Genomic DNA, 5,939 nt, shown 5'->3' on the forward strand with positions numbered 1-5,939 from the left:
CCCTTGCCGGTGCTGGCGACCGTGCTCATCATCGTCTTGGGCAAGTCGATCTTCTCGTACCTGATCGTGATCGCCTTCCGCCACCCGATCTCCACCGCTCTGACCATCTCGGCAAGCCTTGCCCAGATCGGCGAGTTCTCGTTCATCCTCGCCGCGCTCGGGGTGAGCCTGGGGCTGCTGCCACCCGAGGGCCGGGACCTGATCCTCGCCGGCGCGATCATCTCGATCATCCTCAACCCGGTCATCTTCATGGTGGTGGACCGGGTGCGGCCGCAGCTCGAGGCCCGCTTCGGCGGTGCACCGGCAGCGCAGGCAACCATCCGCACCGAACCCGAGCTGGTCGCGGTCGCACCGAGATCGCCGCAGGCCGCGGTGCAGGATATCTCGGCTGTGTCGACGGCCAAGTCCGGTCATGCGGTGCTCATTGGCTACGGCCGCGTGGGGACGGTGGTCGCCGAGGCGCTGCTGGCGACGCAAAAGCCATTCCTCGTCGTCGAGGATGCGGAGAACCGCGTCAATGCCGCCCGCGAGCTCGGCATCGAGGTGGTGGTCGGCAACGCGGCCGGGACAGGCGTGCTGGAGGCGGCCAATGTCGCCTCCGCAGCTACCATCATCGTTGCCATCCCGAATGCATTCGAGGCGGGGCAGGCGACCGAGCAGTGCCGCAAGGCCAATGCCAAGGCGCTGATCGTCGCGCGTGCCCACTCGGACGAAGAGGAGGATCACCTCAAGCACCTGGGCGCCAACGTGGTGATCCTCGGCGAGCGCGAGATCGCGCTGGGCATGGTCGAGGTGGTGAACCGCGATAGCCGGGCGATCGCAGAGATCACCGCGGCCGACGCGGTTGCGGCGGTGCTGGTGCCACTCGCGGCACGGCCGGTCGTGCCCACCGACGGTGCGGCCAATACCGCCGATGCGATCGTAGCGGTGCCGGTCAGTTTCGTGGACACCGGTCCCGTCGAGCCGTCCGGGGAGGATCCGGTGCCTGACATAGAGGTAGACCTTCGGCACGAGGTGACCGACAGTTCCGGGCCGCCGCGACCTGCAAACCCGGCCACAGTGGCCGGGCGGCCGTTCAATCCGGAAGTTCCGCCCGAGGAGGAGGTCGAGAAGGCCTGAGTTTGCCATGATGCAAGGCCCCGGTAGCCGCGGGGACAGCGGTTGTTCTATAGCAGGGGGAGGGCGAGCCATGTGCGGGCCGCCTCCGGGTTCAAACGAATGATTTCGCAAAAAGCCAAGTATGCGCTCCGGGCGCTGGTCGCCCTCACCCGGGTTCGGGAGGGCGAGTCGGTGATGATCTCGGAAATCTCCCGGGGGCAGGCGATTCCGAAGAAGTTCCTCGAGCAGATCCTGCTCGAACTGAAGCGGGCCGGAATCGTGATGAGCCGGCGCGGCAGGCTGGGCGGCTACGTGCTGTTGCGGGCTCCCGAGGAGGTGACCTTCGGCGAGGTGCTGCGACTGATCGATGGACCGATAGCGCCGCTGCCGTGCCTCTCCAAGATCGCCTACAGGCGCTGCGCCGATTGTGCCGACGAGGCAACCTGCGAGATCCGTCACGTCTTCTCCCGCGTCACGGTGGCAACCCGCGCGGTGCTCGACAGCACGACGCTTGCCGATGCGGTCAAGGTGCCGGTAGTCCTCGACTGATCAATGGAAGTTTCGACCGCCGGGGAGTGCAGCGCGTGCCTGCCTCTCCTGGGCCTCCCGTCGTCGGCGCTCCGCCTCGTCCCGGCCCGGCTGCGGACCGCTGCGACCTTCGTCGCTCCGTGCAAGGACGGCATCGCCCAGATCGTGCCCCTGGGCGATGTCGATCAGTTCGGGGGTCAGGTCGGTGAAGCGGCGCGCCACGACATGGGTGACGAGGCCCTCGCGCTGCAATTGTCCCCGGACCGCCACCAGCCTGGCGCCGAGGACGATCTGCCGGTTCTGCTGGAATGTGCGGGGCCAGACGATGATATTGGCGATGCCGGTCTCGTCTTCGAGCGTCATGAAGATCACGCCGCTCGCCGTTCCCGGCTGCTGGCGCACCAGCACCAGCCCGGCCGCCTCGACCATGGTCCCGTCGCGCCGCTCGATCAGATCGGCGCAGCTCACGATGCCGCGTCGCTCGAGCAAGGGGCGAACGAAGCTCACCGGATGCCCCTTGAGCGAGAGCGACAGGGTCCTGTAGTCGTGCACCACCGATTCACCCGGCGCCATCATCGGCAGGTCCGCCGCCTGGTCATCAGGCTTCGAGACTGTCCCCGCGACGTTGAACAGCGGCAGCTGTTCGGAGCCGGCGACCCCGTTGAGACCGCGCACGATCCACAGTGCCTCGCGCCTTGAGTGCCCCATCGAGCCGAAGGCATCGGCCTCGGCGAGTCTCTCGAGGGTTGAAACCGGGATTCCCGTCCTGACCCACAGGTCGCGGATCGAGCGATAGCCATCCCCGCGACGGGCGAGGATCAGGTTGGCGTGTTCCTCGCGCAGCCCGACCACCTGCTTCAGCCCCAGCCGGATGGCGCGCGTCGACCAGATGTCGTGACGCATCTCGGCATGCTGCTTGGCGATCCGGTCGCGGGCGGGAAAGCCGTGTTCGAGCACGTGGATCAGATCGGACAGGTTGACGTCGGCAGACCGCACCTCGACGCCGTGCTCGACGGCATCGCGAACGATCTGGGCCGGGGCGTAAAAGCCCATCGGCTGGCTGTTGAGCAGCGCGCAGGCAAAGACATCCGGGTAGTGGCACTTGAACCAGCACGAGGCGTAGACCAGCAGAGCAAAGCTTGCAGCGTGACTTTCGGGAAAGCCGTATTCGCCGAAGCCCTGGATCTGAGCAAAGCAGCGGCGGGCAAAATCGAGGCCATAGCCATTTGCCGTCATGCCGGAGATGAACTCATCGGCGAACTGGGCGAGCTTGCCGCTGCGCCTCCAGGCGGCCATGGCGCGACGCAGCTGGTCGGCCTTGCCGGGGCTGAAGCCGGCCCCTTCGATGGCCATCTGCATCGCCTGTTCCTGGAACAGCGGCACACCCTTGGTGCGCTCGAGCACGGCATTGAGGCGCTCACCCATCGGCTCGACCGGCTCGAGCCCCTGACGGCGACGAAGGTAGGGATGCACCATGCCGCCCTGGATCGGTCCTGGGCGAACGATCGCCACTTCGATGACGAGGTCGTAGAACTCGACGGGCCTGAGGCGCGGCAGCATCGACATCTGCGCCCGGCTCTCGATCTGGAACACGCCGACCGTATCGGCGCGGTGGGTCATGCGGTAGACCGCGGCCCGAACCTGAGGCTGGGTCTCCTCGGCCATGAGGTCAGCGAGGACCAAGTCGCGCCCGTAGTGCTGGTGTAGCAGTTCGAACGAGCGCCTGAGACAGCTCAGCATGCCGAGCGCGAGGATATCGACCTTGAGGATGCCGAGCGCATCGATGTCGTCCTTGTCCCACTCGATGATGGTGCGGCTTTCCATCGCCGTCTTGGAGATCGGCACAAGACTCTCGAGCGAGTCGCGGGTGATGACGAAGCCGCCGACATGCTGGCTGAGATGCCGCGGAAAGGAGCGCAGCACGGCGACGATGCCGAACAGCTGGGTGAGCGTCGGATCGTCCGGATCGAGTCCGATTGCCCGCATGCCGTCGAGATCGGCAGCACCGCCCCAGCCCCAGTGCTGGCGATTGAGCGCGTCGATCACGTCGTCGGAGAGACCGAAGACCTTGCCGGTCTCGCGGATGGCGCTTTTCGAGCGATAGGTGATCACCGTGGCGGTGAGCCCGGTACGGGCCCCGCCGTACTTTCCATAAACGTACTGCATCACCTCCTCGCGTCGCTCGTGCTCGAAGTCGACGTCGATGTCGGGCGGCTCGTCGCGCTCGGTGGAGATGAAGCGGCCGAAGACCAGGTTTACCTTGGTCGGATCGACCTCGGTGATGCCGAGGCAGTAGCAGACGGCCGAATTGGCGGCCGATCCGCGCCCCTGGCAGAGGATTCCGAGCTGGTACCGGGCATGGCTGACCACATCCTCGACGGTGAGGAAGTAGGAGGCGTAGTGCTTGTAGGCGATGAGGCAGAGTTCGCTCCACAGCGAGCTCCTGATCCTGTCGGGAACCCCTTCCGGATAGCGTCGCTCGGCGCCCGCCCAGGTGAGGCGCTCGAGCGTCTCCTGCGCCGTCTCCCCATTGCCGATCGTCTCAGTGGGGTAGTTGTAGCGAAGCTGATCGAGTGAAAAGCCAATGCGGGAGAGCAGCACCTGCGTCTGGGCCAGAGCCTCGGGATGATCGGCGAACAATCTCGCCATCTCGCGGTGAGGCTTGAGGTGCCGCTCCGCATTCTGTTCGAGCCGCCGTCCGGCGGTCTCGAGCGTCAGGTGCTCGCGGATACAGGTGACGACATCGTGGACGATCCTGCGGCTTGGCTCGTGGTAGAGCACGTCGTTGACCGCGATCAGCGGCACCTTCGCCGACCGCGCCATGGCAGCAAGACGGTTGAGCCGGGACCGGTCCGCCCCCTTGTAGCGGCATGCGGCGGCGAGCCAGGTGCGACCGGGGGCAAGCGCGGCGAGGCGGCCCAGCACAGCCTCGGTTTTCGGCCAGTCGCTTTCGTCGGCATCGAGGATCAGCATCTGCCCCGCCGCGAACTCGTCAAGATCGTCGAACATCAGGCGGCAATTGCCCTTCTCGCTGTCCGGTCGCAGGTTGCCGCGGCTGAGCAGGCGGCAGAGTCGGCCATAGGCCTCGCGATCGGACGGATAGGCGACGATATCCGGCGTGCCGTCGGCAAAGACCAGCCGGACACCGACCACGTAGCGAAAATGACCCGCCGCCTCGCCCAGATCGCGATGGGCGACATGGCCGCGGACCACTCCGGCAAAGCTGTTGCGATCGGCAATGCCGATGCCGCTGAGGCCGAGCGCGACAGCGGCCGCCACCAGTTCCTCGGGATGCGAGCCACTCCTGAGGAAGGAGAAATTGCTGGTCGCCATCAGCTCGGCATAGACCGGCTCGGTCATGCGAAGAACCCATGCAGGAACCAGCGTGGACTGCTATCCGCGCCATAAAGGCCGATACGGAACACCCAGAAGCGACGACCGCCATCGTCCTCGACGATATAGTAGTCGCGGATCACCATGGCAGGGTCGAAATCGGCAAGGGGAGAGACTTTGCCCACAGGCTGGCCGGGACTGTTGCGGCGTGCCTCGTCGCGCTGATCTGGCTTCTTCTCGCGTGATGGGGGCGCCCCGAGCAGGGCCAGCCTTTTCCCCGATCGCCACCATTCGGCTTCGATGCGTTCGGGGCCAGATGCCTTGTGCACCTTGTAGGAAACCCGCCGCCAGACCATGCGCAGGGGCGGGCCATCGGGAACTTCGGCGATGACTTCTATGGATTCGGGAGCCGGCAGAAGCCGGAGCGGCCGCTTCAGTGCAGGGTCGGGACGGGCCGCCGGATCGTCTGCAGTGCGCGCCACCACGGGCTCGAGCACGACGGCGCGCTCGGGGATATGCGTATCGACGGGCTTCGAGCGCACCACTGCGAGAGGTCCCAGCCGACTGCTCATCCGGTCGAAAAGGCGATCGAGATCGGCTGCGCCGTCATCGGTACCGAAGGCTCCGACCTGCACATCTGCGAGCGGCGAGAGCGAGGCGGCGGCGAGCCTGATGCTGTCGATGCCGAAGCCGGCATCGTATTCGCTGCCGAGCCGCTCGGAGCGGTGGATGAACAGGCTTGCGATGTGGTCGGGATCGCGCGTTGCCCGGGCGGCGTTGACACTGAGTGTCATCACCTTGTGGTCGACCCTGTAGAGCATCAGGTGAAATCCCTGCGCCCCCAGTTTTGCCGCCCCCAGCTTGTTGCCGAGCTGGATGCTGAGGTCGCGAGTCGTCATCAGAACGTCGTCGAGATAGCCGATCGGCTCTGCAAAACGCCGTTCGGCATAGTACTCGGGGATCGGCAGTCGCGGCGTGAC

General features: G+C 66.1%; 3 protein-coding genes and 1 pseudogene. 2 read left to right on the top strand and 2 right to left on the bottom strand.

Annotated elements, in window-relative coordinates:
• Both ACE3TU_RS18030 and ACE3TU_RS18035 read left to right on the top strand, forming a co-directional pair.
• Window positions 1-1,119, top strand: a 1,119-nt coding sequence (locus ACE3TU_RS18030; protein ID WP_374626721.1) for an NAD-binding protein, incomplete at its 5' end; no start/stop codon positions are given.
• Between the two features lie 99 nt (window positions 1,120-1,218).
• Entirely contained in the window at window positions 1,219-1,647 is a 429-nt protein-coding gene (locus ACE3TU_RS18035) for an Rrf2 family transcriptional regulator (RefSeq protein WP_374626723.1), read from the top strand.
• Here ACE3TU_RS18035 and ACE3TU_RS18040 read toward each other — a convergent pair whose 3' ends face one another.
• Both ACE3TU_RS18040 and ACE3TU_RS18045 read right to left on the bottom strand, forming a co-directional pair.
• The gene (locus ACE3TU_RS18040; protein ID WP_374626725.1) at window positions 1,648-4,986 is read right to left on the bottom strand and encodes an error-prone DNA polymerase; all 3,339 of its coding nucleotides are present in this window, start codon (window positions 4,984-4,986) and stop codon (window positions 1,648-1,650) included. It abuts the gene before it with no gap.
• Window positions 4,983-5,939: pseudogene (locus tag ACE3TU_RS18045) on the bottom strand (hypothetical protein); the annotation flags it as partial. The pseudogene ACE3TU_RS18045 and the gene ACE3TU_RS18040, both read right to left, overlap by 4 nt.

The sequence above is a fragment of the Devosia sp. genome, from assembly GCF_041917035.1.
In the GTDB taxonomy this organism is placed as follows: Bacteria; Pseudomonadota; Alphaproteobacteria; order Rhizobiales; family Devosiaceae; genus Devosia_A.